This is a genomic window from Bacillus chungangensis (assembly GCF_030812995.1).
In the GTDB taxonomy this organism is placed as follows: domain Bacteria; phylum Bacillota; class Bacilli; order Bacillales; family Bacillaceae_C; genus Bacillus_CF; species Bacillus_CF chungangensis.
Map to the genome: position 1 here is coordinate 1 of NZ_JAUSTT010000028.1, position 14,485 is coordinate 14,485.

The following is a 14,485-nucleotide window of genomic DNA, read 5'->3' on the forward strand; positions in this document are numbered from 1 at the left end:
TTCGGGAATCGTTTTTACCTAGGTAACGTATTCCAACCTTTAACAATTCATTTGTGTAGCAAAGCTACACAAGGTGCGACTGCCCGTCGCACATGGAAAAACCTCCTCAAAATGTATCTAGAGGAGGTTAGCTCATATTTTTTTAATAGTTAATAGGTGGAACCTATTTGACGGTTACCTGAAGGATAGATTTGCCTCCACTTCTTAAGGTCTTTAAAGAAGAGTATCCAATTGTTTGCATTCAATTAGTTTAAAACTTTTCAATTGAAATATCTGTATTAATAGTTATTGCTGCTTGTATACCAGTTGCTTCTGAAAGAACGATTTCCGTTGGCGTAGGCTACATCTTCCAAACACCATATCTATCGACCAATCTCTGATGCAAAATCTGGTAAGGGTAAGACAACCAAATTTTTCTCTTCATCTATTTCTCCTCCGTATTCCACAAGATTTGTTCATTTGTTAGCAATTATAACCCTGTTGAAGTTTTGCTGTTCACCGCAATCGTTATGAATATAATACGTTTACGTATAATTCCCCCTTATTTAGAAATAATATATAAATTCAAAATAAAACAGAAATCAATCCTCGTTATGGTGATGAGCCTCAATTTGATTTTGATGGTAATTTTAGGTATGCGTTTACTGTTAAAAACGAAAATGCCGACCTTAATTTTAATTAGTCAGCATTTGATCAAATGGTTTAATATTGTCTTTAATTAACGTAAATACTTCAATATATAAGCATGGCTTTCCGAATATATCCTCTAACCAACTATTAGCTTCTCTTGATGTAGCTTGAAAATAAAATTTTATGAAACCTTTTCAACTAATGCTCCCGTGTATAGCTGTACAAACTATCACTAAATCATGTAACGCTTTCCATGAATAACGTTTGTATCTTCCTTTCCATACAATACTTTCTTTGGATTTATAATGATGATTAAAACTGCTACTACTAAATAAAAAATTGCGTTATACATGATTAAATCGATTAAGTTTCCATTTATTATGCCAATAAAAAAATTAAAGAATTGGTGGATGATGATTGGGATGATTAAATTCTGATTTAAGTTATAAAATGCTGTCATGACGATCTTAGTGGATGTGAGCGAAATCATAAAGAATAAAATATATTTTATTAAATCAACGCCCACAAACCCTGTAGTAAACCATATGGGTAGATGCCACATACCCCACCAAAATCCTATGATTATCGAAGCTTTTAATGGCGAATGCTTCTTTTGGAGTTCAATTTGAGCGAAACCTCTCCACCCTATTTCTTCTCCTAGTGGCCCTGCAAGAAGGTTTTTAAAAAAGAAATAGATTAGCATTCCCCATGAAGAAATCGTAAAAATAGAGTCTACTTCACTATTATTCGATACGAGAAACAAAATCATCAAAAATATGAAGGTTTGAATCATAATCACAGTAAGAATCACAGAAAATTTAAGTTTATTGTTGAATTTATCTTTTACAAATTGTATAAAACTTTGCCCAGGATAGATTTTTTTAAATAGTATAGCAAAAGCAAAGGTTGAGGACCAAGCTGATATACAGAGCATTACATCAAAAAACCATTTAGGAAATCCTAACATGCTTATAACTCCTACAAGACAAAAAAGTGGCAAAAAAATGATATTGGTTAGTAGAATAAAACTTGCTACTGGTTTTTTTAGTTTCTTTTCTCTATTCATTCATATTCCCCGCTTCAAACTAAGTATTTCGTAAATATATAGCGCTCATATTTACGAATACCTTCAGCTTAAACCTAGGGGTTACTCACAGGTCAATACATGTCTGCATTATTTTATCTCGCATTAACGGGAAGTAAGCCTCCACCTCAAAATTCAGCGAAAACAAAAATGGTAGGTTAACTGCCCGTAAAATTCCGAATCGTTCGGGGCAACAGGATGTTGGTCACACAAGCGTTTTCACAGGATGTGAAGGTTTTAGTTTGTGTTCCTCTATCCTTTTGGGATGAAGAAAACCCCACTGATTAAAGTTTCACTTTATAGGTGCATAAATCTCTAAAAATATACGTTCAAGTCCATCTTCATAAGTGGTAAGTAATAGATTGATATAAACTAGCCCCAAAAGTTCATACCCTTTTTCTATTGCTACTTTTCTTAAACTAGCTTCCACGTTATGGTCAATATTTTTTCCACCAGTGGACCATCTTCCATCTTCAATAACTGTATAAATACATTTTGGATGGGATAAAATTTCACCTTCTATTTCTTCATCAAGGTCTTCTACTTTTCTTACAATTATAAACTTATCTTCTAAAATACCTTCTTCATTGAAATTGATGACTCTTCTTAAAGATGTGAGAGTAACAGCTTTTTTTAAGCTGTCTGCATTCTTTTTTATAGTTTCATATTTATCATACGCAGTATAATGTTCTATTTCTCCTTTTATTTCTAAAGGCTTCATTTCTATTACTATGTATTCTCCTAAAAATTGTTTAATTTTTTCACAATCTTCTTTTACTAACTGAAGCTTTTTTAAAAGAAGCTTTTTATATTCTATTTCCTCTAAGACCTCTTGTTCTTTCTCTTCTAATAATGATTTTATTCCCTCAATACTCTTACTTTTTCTTAATTCCTGGATTTTTTTAATTTCAATATCAATTTCTCTATAGAAATTTACTGTTGTTATATCATAGATATCAAAATGATTATATTTTCTATACCCATTTTCAATATTTTGCTTTGGCTTTACTAATTCCTTTTCTTCATAAAATTTCAAGGTATCTCTAGATACACCTAAAAATTTAGCTACTTGTCCAATTGTGTACATTATATTCTCCTTTATCGTTGCTACATATTTTTTATGGTATTTCATATTATCAGTACGTCGAAAAATAAAATATAGGTTTATAATAATAACTAAGTTTGGCATCAAAAAAAATTCGACATCTTACAAAATTAGGGCTCTTCACCATAACGTAGGGTTGATTTCCGTTCCTACTAGGCGCTTTCCTGGGGGCGTCCGATGAGCCAAAATAAGATAAATAAAAAATATCTGCCCGGTTAGTGCAATAACAGAGTGTAGTTAGTTTTTCTGCAGGTAGTTAAAGTATACAGCGTCCAATGTTATCTCCATACCATATAATACCATTCCTTTTTATTGAATAGAAAATGCCAGATGATACTCTTCTCTTGTAAGTGAGTATGGAATGATAATTTCTCGTATAAATCCTTAGCTCTTGGATTTTTACCTGAAACGTGTAAACTTAACCTATCGAGGTTTGGCTCTGCTTGTACAATATCCTGCGCCCACTGCATTAGCAGCTTTGCTACTCCTTTGCTGCGATGTTCTGGATGGACAACAACATCGGCAATATAGCATTTTCGTTTTTTGGTTTATAGTCAAATAAATATAGCCCAATGGACATTTTAAACACTTTCCATTTTCCAAAGCTTTTGAAGTTCCTCCACGAAAATTTACTCTGTTTGTTCTTAGCCACTAATTTACACTTCAATTGTTAGATCAGTCGCTCTTTTTTATAATTGTTATCCCTTATGTAACAGAAATTCACTTCCACTACTACAATATTAATTTGTTATTTTTCTCATAACCCATTCAATTGGTCCTCTTTTAAATTTACTGCTCCATAAAACAGATAATAAAATGCTCACCACAAAAAATAGTATAGTGAATATTAGTGAAAATGCTAACGTTTGGTTTTCTAATCTATTTAATAAAACTAATATGCCAATACCGATGAATACATGGCTTACATAGTGAGTTAATGTTAATTGTCCTGTTTTAATAAGTGATTTTGTAAACCAATGTCCAGCGAACTTTTCTGCGATATAAATAGAAGAAACGATGACAATGATTGCTGAAGAGGAATTAGATAAAATATATAAGATGTTTGGGGGAATTGGCCCAGTTTGGAACAGAAATTCTGCACTATTTACATCTAATATCGACAAGGATAGTCGTAATAAAACTTTTGAAAGCAACTCCGTTAATATTAGTAAAAATACAGAAATAACCAACATTTTTTTTCTTACAACTTTCTTAGATAGATCAAGTCTGCCAAGGATCATTCCCAGCGAAAAGAAACATATCCAAGGGAATACTGGATGATACCCATTAAACAAAAGATTTCTTATAAAACCTTCTATGGTCCAGAAATCAAGATATTCCATAAATGGTTGTTCAGGGTGCCATCCTTTCATATAATCAATTGTCACTTGTAAGATTTGCGAAAGTAATAAAAAGAGACTAGATAACATGACAATCAGCTTGGTAGAAGCTACTATAAGGAATGATGCGATTAGCATATAAACACCATAATAATGTAGTATATCTCCAGTCCAACCTGTCACATATAAAAGTAAACCTAGAATAAATAGAAAAGCTGAACGTTTCCATAATTTGACTCTATTTTCTCTAAATGAAAGAAGGAGAACCTCCATTTCTAGCTTTTCTTGTCATTAAAGCAACTCCGATCCCCGCCAACACTACAAAAGCGGCTGATGCTCTTCCTTCAAAAAGCTCAGTAAACCATACAAGCCAATACGGCCCATTTCCTCCCGCTCCCATAATAATTGTATAGTTAACAATAAGCATTCCAAACATAGCCAAGGCCCTAGCGAAATCTAATCCTTCAATACGTTTATATTGTGAGTGTTTGGTCATCATTGTTCCCCCTTAAGTACACTATGAATAGTCTCTTTCTATATTTCCTCTATCATCTAATTGGAATCCAATCAATATGAGGTTACTAATATTATCAATTACCATCACAAGCATATGAGCTTTTAGTTCTATATTCTTGGGTTTCAACTGCACCAATTTTCACTCCATCATTCACTAAGTCATAAAAGCCTTTTTGAATCTCATACAACCGATTAGATACTTCTCATTTCGAATAGCTAATCATCAATCTCCTGCTCTACTATCATTTGATAACCAATGGATAACATAAATTGTTTGAAGCCCTCAGCATTTATATTTTTAAAATGTAAAAGTATATGGAAGTTCGATTTTTTACAAATTTCTTCAAATAAGACGTTAATTATTTTATCTTTAGAATGCTGGCTTCGAAATTCTACTTCTTTAGCTATCATTGATAAACTTGTTTTTTCAAAACCATTTTTAGAAAACATCTTATATGCTGTTTCTACAATAAGATTATAGATATCTACTTTATTACTCATTTTCTACGTTCCTTTTACCGACCGGTAAGTAAATGCTAATTGATTCTTTTAATAAAATCAAGATTTATATAAAAAATTTGTACTAATCTTTTGATAGCATTAGATGTAAATAATGTTGATTTTAAGCTATATCACAATTTTCAATGGTTAAGTGTTTAGTTTTTTCTATTCCGTACCCCATTTTGTTTCTATATCGGAGGTTTGAAAAAACATACGAATCTTTATTAAATAAGAGATTAAGCATTTTTTCGAACATAAAGAAAAAGACTGAACCCGTATGGATTCAGCCTCTATTTGTATTAAATGTAGATTGTGAAATACGAATGGATGATGATTGAAAAACACCCAGATTCATATTGTTTCTCCGGTCTCTTCGCTCAGTTTTCCCGTTACTTAGGAAAAAGAACTTTTAGGATCATCTTCGGCTTTATAATAAAGTTTGATCATTTTTAATGTTTCATTTGTTTAACTCAAGTACTATTTATTAATTGATTATAATTGTTTTTATAATAGATTTAGCACTCATCATTCCATGCGTTATCAAGTCCTCATCATAAAACAGGCCAAAAATCGTCCAAACAATAAGCGCATTTTGTTCTTATTCTTCAGACCCAAAGTTTTCTGCAACTTACTCACTTGTAGAAGCGTACGTATTACTTCTTCACTCCTTTTCAATGAGCGTACAGGATTCGCCAAGCTTTAGCAATTCCAGACCGACGGGCTTTTGATCCTCTTGTTTGCTAGCTTTCTTCTCTGCTAGTAAACTTCATTTTTTTTCAAATTGGCATCCCAAATGAATGTACAAATTCACCCAGATGTCTCTCCCGATTTAATCCAATACACACAACGGTTATTGCCTTTCAAGATATGCTCTTCTCTAGTGATCTTAACACCGTCGCCAAGGACATGTTGGAACATTTCTAATTCCTTCCTACAAAGACTGGTGCATGCTTTCGCCGCTTCACAAATCGGGCAATGCTTCTCCACAAAATAAAAGGATTCATCGGGGTTCTCTATTACATCGGCCATAAACCCCTCAGCTGTTCGCGATTCCGCAAGAGCCTTTAATTTTTCCTTCAACGGAAGGTTCGCAGGAACTTTGTTTCGGTAATCCATGACTTGTTTTTGGTTACGAATCTCCAGCAGTTTCTCCAAACCTTCGTCTCCGAACGCTTCTTTCATGGATTCAATCAAACTAACTGTCAGATCGGCGTACCCGTCCGGAAATAGCTTATTCGCCTCAGGGGTAAGCGCCCACATCTTCGCAGGCCGCCCCATATTCCTTGATTCTTCCGTGAAAGTGACCAACCTTTGTTCATGCAAATCATATAAATGCTGCCGCACTGCCATTGCAGTAACCCCGAGCTGATTCGCCAATTGGAGGGCATCCATAGACCCATTATGTTTGAGCAATTTAACAATGGATCTTCTTGTTCTTTCGGTACCTTCTTTTGCGCGCGAATTCCTTTTTTTCATTCCATTCACCTTCAATTTTGGTTCTAAATAGATTATAAAGAAAAATATTGACAAAGTCAAAAAGTCGGGATATCTTATTTCTAAAGATCTTTGTTTAGAAAGTATTCGGATACTGAATAATAGACTCTCGGAATTTAAAGGCCTATAAGGAGTGATCTTTAGAAAACAACTGGAAAAAAATTAAAAAAGAAAACATAAAGGGGACCATGTTCAAACTTATTTTCAAGAAAAGTACATGATAAAGAAGCTCGGAGGGTACATAGAAATATCTGCTTTAGCTATCATTGGGAAAATAAGCAGGATAAGTTAATGTAGACAAACCAATATCAGTGCCCTCCATAAGTGCTTTTTTAGTTGCTCCATGACAACGAATTGGTACATATCGTGGAAAATAAAAACGGTTTCATACTAATTCATCTTATTTACTGTAGTAAAGGGCCGGGGATTTTTTAAGAAACATGGAGCTTTAAACCAATTTTATTAAATCCTCTGCAAATTAGAGGTAAATCATTGGATGGGATAAGAAACTCTTTGTCCCATCTGCCTCGGCATATGCTGAGAGGCTATTACATGATGGAAGGTGAACAGGATGTCTTCAACGCAAAGCATTTTTGGAACACGCTATCTTGCATTAACGATCGGTATCATTTTAGCTTCAATGACTATCGGGTTTGAAGGATTAGCCGTAACAACGGTTGCCCCAGTCATTGCTGGCGATCTGCACGGAATTCATCTTTTCGGTTGGATATTCAGTGCTTATCTACTCGCGCAAATTGTCGGTACCTTGGTTATAGGTCGCCAAATTGACAGGAAAGGGCCTGCTTTGCTTTTTACTATGGCTATTCTAATATTTGCAGTCGGTTTAATCATCGCTGCTGTTGCAAACAACATGTATGTTTTGATCGGGTCACGCGCTATGCAAGGATTTGGTGCAGGCGCCATGTATACATGCATATACACAGCCATCTCTTTAAGTTACCCGGATGAGCTGCGCGCTAAAATTTTGGGCGCTCTCGGCACAGCTTACGTGCTGCCTTCGATGCTCGGTCCTTATGTTGCTGGGCTTATTGCCCAACATTTTTCCTGGCGGTTCGTTTTTTGGGGGGTTCTTCCTTTTTTGCTTCTGGCGGTGCTCCTCAGTATGCCTGTATTCCGTAAATTGAAAATGCCTAGCGTTCAAGAGAAAAATGAAACAGGGGTCATTGGGTTGTCCGTGCTGCTTGCGATCGGGACAGGGCTTTTCTTAAGCGGACTCGGCATGCTTCCCAAAATATTAGGAATTGTACTTCTGCTTGTCGGCTTATCTCTTATGGCACAGCCCCTCCGCAAGCTGCTGCCAAAAGGTACGTTGACATTTCGTTCAGGATTATCGTCTCTCATCGCCTCCCGCGGTTTATTCTTCGCTGCTTATGTCTGTACGCAGAACTTTCTGGTGCTCGCCTTGACGGATACGAAAGGATTGGCCGCTGACAGAGCCGGGCTCATCGTGGCAAGCGCGGCGCTTAGCTGGTGTATCGTGGCGATTTTGCAGGCTCGTTGGGATGCGGCTGACCAAGGGCGAGGCCGGAATAAACGGATCATCGCCGGTATACTGCTGATGATCGTAGGGATCGCAATTATGGTTTGGATTCCTGCCATCAACATCGTATTAGCAGTACTCGGTGAAATCGTTACGGGTATCGGGATTGGTTTAGCTCATACCGTTAGCAGTACGGTCGCTTTCTCTCTCGCTAAAGAGGGGGAATCCGGACAAGTTTCCGGAAGCTTACAATTTGCCGACTCGTTTACGCCCGGCGTTGCAGTCGGAATTGGCGGTGCTATCATCGCGATGAGTCAAACCGCTGGAATGTCATTAGAAGCCGGAATTACATTCGCCATGACGTTCAATCTTGCATTGATTTTGCTGAGCTTGTTTGCAAGCGTGCGAACCAAGCAGGCCCAGTCCGCAGACCAATCGACCAATATAATGTCGTAATTTTGGATAACATTCCATCAACTAGCGTTCTTTCTTAATGTATGCTTCAGCTTTAATCAGTTGAGAGTAAACTGTGAAAAAAGTTATTGAGTTATCTGCTTATGATAACTCTTGATTTTAAAAATGAGGGCAGAACAGAAGAAATGGAGAGTATGGTTGTTAACAATCTAAATATGGGACTAGTGTTGATCTGGATTTTTTATAAAAATGAATTCATAAAACCTTATTAAGCAGTCCACACAAAAACTCCAGTTTGAATAAAAAATGAAATTTAATTGAATGGTAGAAACTTGTTTCTCACACATATTACCCACAAAACTGTACTTCCATATTGATTCTTCTTTATGTAGCTATAAAATAAAGATGAAACAATTATGAAATACCGGCAAATAAAGCCTTTCTTGATGCCATTGTAAAAACATCAAACATAGATGGTCATTTTTTAAAAATAGGGGTATTTATTAAGGAAACAGATGAATTTATTGGTTGGTGCTGTACAGGCATTAAAGATGAAGCTACCTTCACCGAATAGAGAAATGATTATGCCATTTCAAGTAAATATAAAAAGAAAGGATACGCTACTAAAGCGTCTAAAGGATTGATTAACTATTTGTTTACAAATACAAATTTAGATGTCATTAACGCAGTAGCTTTCATTAACAACGTTCTATCAAATAAAGTTATTGAAAAATGTGGATTTACTTATCTGAGTCAACAGACTATAGAAAATGAATTATATAATCACTATATATTGAATAAGTCAGAGTGGATGAAAAATCATTAAAAAGACATATTGTTGTTCCAGAAAAGAGCACTTTAATTTGAATAAAAGGAGAAAACATATTAGTCATGTGAAATATGTTTTCTTCTTTATTTTTAAGGATTTTTTCTTGATATTTTTTTAAACAACTTTATTATTCGTGAACACAAGCTTGGAATAAATATAATGGACCCAAGAAACTAGACACGAAATGAGGAGATGTTAAAGTAGATTTATGAAGAGAAAACGATATACACCAGAATTTAAATCTCAAGTCGTTCTAGAGGTCCTTAAGGAAGAAAAGACCATGAATGAAATTGCTTCATCTCATGAATTCACGTCAATTAAATTCGACAATGGAGGAATGCATTTCTTGAACAAATGCCTTTGATCTTCGCTAAAGAAAATAAAAAAGCGGATCAAATGAAGGGCAGAATATGAAAGTTGAACGTATTTAAATGATTGATTGGGATGATAAAGAGCTACCAATCACCACTCAGGCTGAGCTGCTTGGGCTTAATCGTTCTAGCTTGTATTATAAGCCTGTTGAGCCTTCTCCTGAGGAAATATTCATTAAGCATAAAATTGATGAAATTTATACCAAACATCCCTATTTCGGTACCACGCGAATTACCGTTGCTTAAACAACAGCGGAATAACTATTAATCGTAAGGCCGTACAACGTCATATGAGGGAAATGGGAATGGATATTATGTCTTACCTAAATCAAATTGAAGTGAAATTGATTGAAACGCCTGAAATGAACATTCTTCTATCAGAAAACAAATGAATGTTAATGATTGAATTAGAGGAATGAATAATATTCTTCACCTATTTAAGAAAAGTACCCGTTAGTGCATTAACAAAATATAATGTACATGTCGAGAATTCTAAAAAAAAATAGAAAAGTCATTAATACCTGCATATGGAACTTGATTATTGATTTTGTCTTCTAAGCTATGTAAGGTATATTCTTGCCATTCTTCTAAATTATTCGTATCCCATTTTTGTATGAATAATTGATACAAATATATCTCTCTTATTTTTAAGAAAATAGGAATTTGTATCATTATATCCTTATGAAGCGTATTTTCTGTTTTATATCCTGCAAAAAATTTACTCATAAATATATCACAAAAAGAATGTGTATTGCCATTGAAGGAGTTATGTTGCCAATAAGCATGATAGAAAGCTACTGCAATATCTTGAGCATACCAATTAAATGAGCAGTCATCAAAGTCAATTGTAGTTATACGACCTTCCTCATTAATAATTAAGTTTCCTTGATGATAGTCATTATGAATAAGTCCGAAAGTATCAGGAGTAATAATATATGAAGTTAGACTGTATACCAACTTTTCATATTTTTCCCTAATCCATGGGTCTAACTTTCTTCTAATATCAAAGACATCAGGATTTTCAACTTTCCATTCAGGACGTTGTATTGCTTGTACTTTAAAATCTTTGGATAGCGCATGCATTCTTCCTAAATTTTTCCCAAGTTTTTCAAAAGTTTTTTCATTCCAGTGGGATTTATTTGTAACATTAATTTGATCGCCCTTAATAAATTCAAAATACGTTTTAACCCGTTCTTCCTCACACTCTAAAGGAATTACTGGCTTAGGTGCAAGTACACCTTTTTCATATAAAAAATTCATCCACTCTATTTCTTGTAAAACCATCTTCTTTATCTTACTCTTTTCAGAAATTCTAACTACCCTTTCTTTCTCTTCGATATAAAAAACGTCGTTATTAAATCCTCCATTCAACCTAACACGATTTTCTTGCATCCTGTTTTCCCCTTTAACTCTAAATTGCTAAATCAACTGTCTTCAATACCAATCATTATTGTTAGATTGACCGAGAAAATGACTGACAATCGAGCCATCATATAGGTCCAAAATCGCGCTTAAATAAGCCTTTTGAGAAGTGCCGTATTTGAATTTTTATATTCTGACGACATGCTCAACGCCGCAAAAAGTCAAAAACTAAGTTGATTTTCTGTTCCTGAAAGCAGCCTTTGTATATTTTCCATATGCCTGAAAATAACTATAAACGCCATTAGGCAAGCAAATATATAAAAATATAAAGTATTCCCAAAAACAGGAATAAATGAAATAGCCGCAAAAAGCATTGTAGCACATATTGTGCCTAAAGAAACATAACGGGTAAAAGCTACTATTATCACAAATAAGCCAAGGCATAAAAGGGCCATAACCCAGTTAACCATAAACAGCACAGCCACTGCTGTAAGTGCTCCCTTGCCCCCTTTAAACCCAAAATATACCGGCCAGTTATGCCCTATAACCGCTCCTGCGCCTGCAGCTAAAAGGCTTACGCAATCTTTAGCCTCTCCCGAATAAAAGTAAACGCTAAGGAACAAGCCTATAAGACAGGCAATTATCCCTTTTAATATATCTGCCGCAAGAACAAACACCGCTGCAGATTTCCCAAGTACCCTCAGAGTATTGGTAAGCCCGGCGCTTTTGCTTCCATGGCTTCTTATGTCCTTGCCGTATATTTTCCCTACAATCACCGCTGTATTAAGGCTGCCTAAAAGGTAGCCCAAAGCTAAGGCCACAAAAAGCTTTAAAATATCAATCATCACTCTTCTCCTTTGGGATTATTCTCATTTTCTTTTATTTCTCCATAATACAGGGTTCATCCATTCCCAAACCGTCTCCTTTACCCACCGGTATATCAATGAACGACTACGGCCAAATATCTTGCAAAGCATGTTATGAACCTATACCAAGCGAATAGAATAGTATTACCAATGCTTTTAGTGCTGCTATTTTTTCATTGCTTCTTTCATTGCCAACTATGAAGTTCATTCCACACTCTTTACATAAATAACGCTGTTTTCCCCTGTACTTTGTCATTCTTTGTGATGTTTTCCTTTAATCTGAATTCTATACTCTCTCATTTAATCTACGTATTTTTCCGTCATCCAAACTTCAAACCCAACTTTCATCAACATTTATTGAGCAACCAGATTTCGAAATCCAAGAGTACTAGAAGTCATTGCTAAGGAAAATGATTTTATACAGTCTGAATAATATAAAAATAGTCTGAAAATATTAAAAAGAAATACAGCTGTTCTTTACTACGATTGCACTAATTACTTCTTTGAGCTTGAGCAAGAGAAAGGTCTGAAACAATACGGTCCATCGAAAGAACACTGCCCTAATCCAATTGTCCAAATAGATCTTTTCATGGATGGTGACAGCATTCCGCCCGCCTTTAACATCAACAGAGGAAACACCAACGAGCTAACCTTATATCCTTTAGAAAAAAAGATACTATTAGATTTCGAATTATCAAAATTCATTGCCTACGCTGATGCCGGACTTGCATCAACAGATAAGAGAAAGTTTAACAATAAACTCTTTTAATGTCAAACTTAGTAGGTGGTTCTTCGAAATAAAATCATTGCTTTTAAAATTGTTTTCCATTAAATCATAACGTACTCTGGACTGTTCCAACATTCCATTCTCTTTTCTTGAAATATTGGGAAATAGCGCATGGTTAGTTGCAATAATGAATTCTGATTTATTATTGACTCTTTCTACAGCTCTTTCCCCATCATAAGTTTCTATTAAAGCTGCGTTACCATTGGTATCTGCCAGAAGCAAATTCATATTTGTTCCAATAGGCATTTCCTCTAAATAAGAAATTCCTTCCTCAACGTCTTTACAATTTTCAAGTAAAGCTCTGACTATTACTATAAACTGTAGTCCTTTTATGATAGGCTTTTTCATTCCTAGATGTTTTCCAACTGGCATACCACAAGAGGCAAAAGCTACACAGAACCCCTTTTCATTAAAGCCTTCACTTCGACCAAAATTAGAAACGGAGAATCCGGTGTGACTGTATTTGCCCTTTACTTTTGTTGTACAGAGTCTATATCAGATATTGCTGGTGACAAGTCGTAGTTTCTAAGGACATAGGTTTTACTATCATTTGTTTTAGACGGTAAAACGGCACCCAAACTACATCCACCTGGTTGTAACAAAGCTTCATCAAAGAAATTAAGATAACTAGGCTTTACATTTAGTGAATCTGCAAACCCTTGTAATTCTTCGATTAAACCAGGACAATACTGGTTCATTAGTTTTTCCATATCCTTAAATTTCGCCTCATCTATTGGTTCGGATAATAAAACTGCATTCATTGCATCAGGAATCTTTTTTATTTCTTCCCCTTGCCTTCTACCAATATCGTAGCTGTTGCCTTCAAGAAAAGAAAAATAAGCTTGAATTGAATCTTTCATATTTGTCTCTCTCCAGTCCAAATTAATGATTAATATCGTGGTAATACATAAGGTGTCCCTTTTGAAACGGCATCTATCAATCGTCTATCTGATATTTATTTCGCTCTGTTTGGTAGTCCCTCAGCTCTGTTTATATCTAATGTATTTAAGTTTGCTACAACAGAGAAGAGCGTACCAAAAAATAGGATTCATAAAATTTTAATTAATCTAGCAGCCCATTGCTGATAAGATTCTTGTAGGTGCTTTACCCTTATGTTTTGTAAGTTATACAGAAACGATTGACTCTAACTCCCACTTGCAAAAACTAACTTTGTTCTCATGGTCACTTCGTCCTCCATTATTATACCTTTTGAAGGAATGATGAGTGTTGATAAAGATCGATTATCCGGTACAGCTACTTCAAGCAAAAAGCTTTACGGCAATATCGACAATGCCTTAGCTCTCATTATAAATTGCCTGATTCAGCTCATCTGTCAATTCGACTTTGTTTTGGAGCCATTGATACTACCATATACTTTCAATCAGCAAATCCCAATCATCATTCTTCCCGTAGCTTTGGAATAAAGTTTGAACAAAAATAACGCACGAACCTGCATTTTACGGGGAACTCAAAGAATCCATTTTGAAAAAAGATTGATTAAAATGGATTCTTTTCATGTGAATGGTTGTGCAATTTTTATAAAAAAGTTCGATCAAAATATTTTATAAACCCTGATATTACAATATTTTCTTTATAGTCATCATTCTAAAACGGTTAAACTTTTTTTCAAAACGGTACATCTTTTTTGTGAACGGTACGACTTTATTTGTAATCCACAATTCTAG

12 protein-coding genes and 4 pseudogenes are annotated in these 14,485 nt (G+C 34.9%); 5 read left to right on the forward strand and 11 right to left on the reverse strand.

What is annotated here, in order from left to right:
- Positions 1-862: 862 nt before the first annotated feature.
- The 7 genes and pseudogenes from J2S08_RS18395 to J2S08_RS18415 all read right to left on the reverse strand — a co-directional run bounded on the left by J2S08_RS18395 (position 863) and on the right by J2S08_RS18415 (position 6,652).
- Positions 863-1,696, reverse strand: coding sequence for a CPBP family intramembrane glutamic endopeptidase (locus J2S08_RS18395; protein WP_307232150.1), 834 nt, complete (start codon positions 1,694-1,696; stop codon positions 863-865).
- 310 nt (positions 1,697-2,006) lie between these two features.
- The gene (locus J2S08_RS18400) at positions 2,007-2,801 is read right to left on the reverse strand and encodes a MerR family transcriptional regulator (RefSeq protein WP_307232152.1); all 795 of its coding nucleotides are present in this window, start codon (positions 2,799-2,801) and stop codon (positions 2,007-2,009) included.
- Positions 2,802-3,097: 296 nt separating this feature from the next.
- Entirely contained in the window at positions 3,098-3,346 is a 249-nt protein-coding gene (locus J2S08_RS22630; RefSeq protein ID WP_370875717.1) for a GNAT family N-acetyltransferase, read from the reverse strand.
- Positions 3,347-3,559: 213 nt separating this feature from the next.
- A pseudogene (locus J2S08_RS18405) lies at positions 3,560-4,655 on the reverse strand (DUF418 domain-containing protein).
- 236 nt (positions 4,656-4,891) lie between these two features.
- Positions 4,892-5,176: a hypothetical protein gene (locus J2S08_RS18410; protein ID WP_307232154.1), complete on the reverse strand. Its 285-nt coding sequence runs from the start codon at positions 5,174-5,176 to the stop codon at positions 4,892-4,894.
- 484 nt (positions 5,177-5,660) lie between these two features.
- The gene (locus J2S08_RS22635; protein WP_370875718.1) at positions 5,661-5,759 is read right to left on the reverse strand and encodes a YoaP domain-containing protein; all 99 of its coding nucleotides are present in this window, start codon (positions 5,757-5,759) and stop codon (positions 5,661-5,663) included.
- 224 nt (positions 5,760-5,983) lie between these two features.
- Positions 5,984-6,652 (reverse strand): helix-turn-helix transcriptional regulator, encoded by a 669-nt coding sequence (locus J2S08_RS18415; RefSeq protein ID WP_307232156.1) that lies wholly within the window; start codon positions 6,650-6,652, stop codon positions 5,984-5,986.
- Between the two features lie 589 nt (positions 6,653-7,241).
- Between J2S08_RS18415 and J2S08_RS18420 the strand changes: the two genes are divergently transcribed.
- The 4 genes and pseudogenes from J2S08_RS18420 to J2S08_RS18430 all read left to right on the forward strand — a co-directional run bounded on the left by J2S08_RS18420 (position 7,242) and on the right by J2S08_RS18430 (position 10,031).
- Positions 7,242-8,627 carry an MFS transporter gene (locus tag J2S08_RS18420; protein ID WP_307232158.1) on the forward strand — a complete coding sequence of 462 codons (1,386 nt, stop codon included), beginning with the start codon at positions 7,242-7,244 and terminating at the stop codon, positions 8,625-8,627.
- A 379-nt stretch (positions 8,628-9,006) separates the two neighbouring features.
- Positions 9,007-9,411, forward strand: a pseudogene (locus J2S08_RS18425) (GNAT family N-acetyltransferase).
- A gap of 211 nt (positions 9,412-9,622) precedes the next feature.
- Positions 9,623-9,778, forward strand: a complete 156-nt coding sequence (locus J2S08_RS22640; RefSeq protein ID WP_370875716.1) for a transposase — start codon at positions 9,623-9,625, stop codon at positions 9,776-9,778.
- A 67-nt stretch (positions 9,779-9,845) separates the two neighbouring features.
- Positions 9,846-10,031: a hypothetical protein gene (locus J2S08_RS18430; protein ID WP_307232160.1), complete on the forward strand. Its 186-nt coding sequence runs from the start codon at positions 9,846-9,848 to the stop codon at positions 10,029-10,031.
- A gap of 246 nt (positions 10,032-10,277) precedes the next feature.
- On the opposite strand, the gene J2S08_RS18435 is transcribed toward J2S08_RS18430, so the two are convergent.
- Complete coding sequence (locus J2S08_RS18435) at positions 10,278-11,177, reverse strand: phosphotransferase enzyme family protein (protein ID WP_307232162.1); 900 nt, start codon at positions 11,175-11,177, stop codon at positions 10,278-10,280.
- A 191-nt stretch (positions 11,178-11,368) separates the two neighbouring features.
- The gene (gene plsY / locus J2S08_RS18440) at positions 11,369-11,992 is read right to left on the reverse strand and encodes a glycerol-3-phosphate 1-O-acyltransferase PlsY (protein ID WP_307232164.1); all 624 of its coding nucleotides are present in this window, start codon (positions 11,990-11,992) and stop codon (positions 11,369-11,371) included.
- Positions 11,993-12,280: 288 nt separating this feature from the next.
- On the opposite strand from plsY, the pseudogene J2S08_RS22780 reads away from it, so the two are divergent.
- Positions 12,281-12,773 (forward strand): annotated as a pseudogene (locus J2S08_RS22780) (IS1634 family transposase); the annotation flags it as partial.
- On the opposite strand, the pseudogene J2S08_RS18445 reads toward J2S08_RS22780, so the two are convergent.
- A pseudogene (locus tag J2S08_RS18445) lies at positions 12,744-13,229 on the reverse strand (C45 family autoproteolytic acyltransferase/hydolase); the annotation flags it as partial. The pseudogenes J2S08_RS22780 and J2S08_RS18445 sit on opposite strands and share 30 nt — an antisense overlap.
- A 41-nt stretch (positions 13,230-13,270) precedes the next feature.
- Complete coding sequence (locus tag J2S08_RS18450) at positions 13,271-13,660, reverse strand: C45 family peptidase (RefSeq protein WP_307232166.1); 390 nt, start codon at positions 13,658-13,660, stop codon at positions 13,271-13,273.
- Positions 13,661-14,485 lie beyond the last annotated feature (825 nt).

What these genes read in the sequence shown, in the direction of transcription:
- plsY (WP_307232164.1), bottom strand. Translation starts at nt 11,992, where the DNA reads ATGATTGATATTTTAAAGCTTTTTGTGGCCTTAGCTTTGGGCTACCTT.
- J2S08_RS18415 (WP_307232156.1), bottom strand. Translation starts at nt 6,652, where the DNA reads ATGAAAAAAAGGAATTCGCGCGCAAAAGAAGGTACCGAAAGAACAAGA.
- J2S08_RS18420 (WP_307232158.1), top strand. Translation starts at nt 7,242, where the DNA reads ATGTCTTCAACGCAAAGCATTTTTGGAACACGCTATCTTGCATTAACG.
- J2S08_RS22640 (WP_370875716.1), top strand. Translation starts at nt 9,623, where the DNA reads ATGAAGAGAAAACGATATACACCAGAATTTAAATCTCAAGTCGTTCTA.
- J2S08_RS18400 (WP_307232152.1), bottom strand. Translation starts at nt 2,801, where the DNA reads ATGTACACAATTGGACAAGTAGCTAAATTTTTAGGTGTATCTAGAGAT.
- J2S08_RS18410 (WP_307232154.1), bottom strand. Translation starts at nt 5,176, where the DNA reads ATGAGTAATAAAGTAGATATCTATAATCTTATTGTAGAAACAGCATAT.
- J2S08_RS18450 (WP_307232166.1), bottom strand. Translation starts at nt 13,660, where the DNA reads ATGAAAGATTCAATTCAAGCTTATTTTTCTTTTCTTGAAGGCAACAGC.
- J2S08_RS18395 (WP_307232150.1), bottom strand. Translation starts at nt 1,696, where the DNA reads ATGAATAGAGAAAAGAAACTAAAAAAACCAGTAGCAAGTTTTATTCTA.
- J2S08_RS18430 (WP_307232160.1), top strand. Translation starts at nt 9,846, where the DNA reads ATGATTGATTGGGATGATAAAGAGCTACCAATCACCACTCAGGCTGAG.
- J2S08_RS18435 (WP_307232162.1), bottom strand. Translation starts at nt 11,177, where the DNA reads ATGCAAGAAAATCGTGTTAGGTTGAATGGAGGATTTAATAACGACGTT.